Annotated in this window: 1 protein-coding gene; it reads left to right on the top strand. The window is 49.7% G+C overall.

Features of this window, described 5'->3' with window-relative positions:
- A partial coding sequence (locus EZM41_RS07265; protein WP_198470454.1) for a hypothetical protein occupies positions 1-132 on the top strand: 132 nt, incomplete at its 5' end.
- Positions 133-308 lie beyond the last annotated feature (176 nt).

Raw genomic sequence — 308 nt, 5'->3', positions numbered from 1 at the left:
AACGCCAGGCGCGTTTCTGTCGTAGGGGACTTCAACGGTTGGGATACAAGCGCTCATCCGTTAAACCCCAGGCTCGATGGATCTGGCATATGGGAGGGTCTACAGATAAGGCTACGGACAAGATGGGGATGATGGCTGTTCAAAATGCCATCTCCGTCCTCAAGAGTGGTCTTCCTTTAAATCCGGTCTGATTGTATTATTAAGTCGTTACGAACATGCCACGGTCAATGTGATAGAAGAGCGTTTTGGCACCACAAATGTGGCAGGGTTGGCTTACGATGAAGGGTTTTCCCTCAAGGGCATAGATG

The sequence above is a fragment of the Acetomicrobium sp. S15 = DSM 107314 genome (assembly GCF_016125955.1).
GTDB classification, from domain to species: domain Bacteria; phylum Synergistota; class Synergistia; order Synergistales; family Thermosynergistaceae; genus Thermosynergistes; species Thermosynergistes pyruvativorans.
This window is presented reverse-complemented; position numbering and strand designations above follow the sequence as displayed.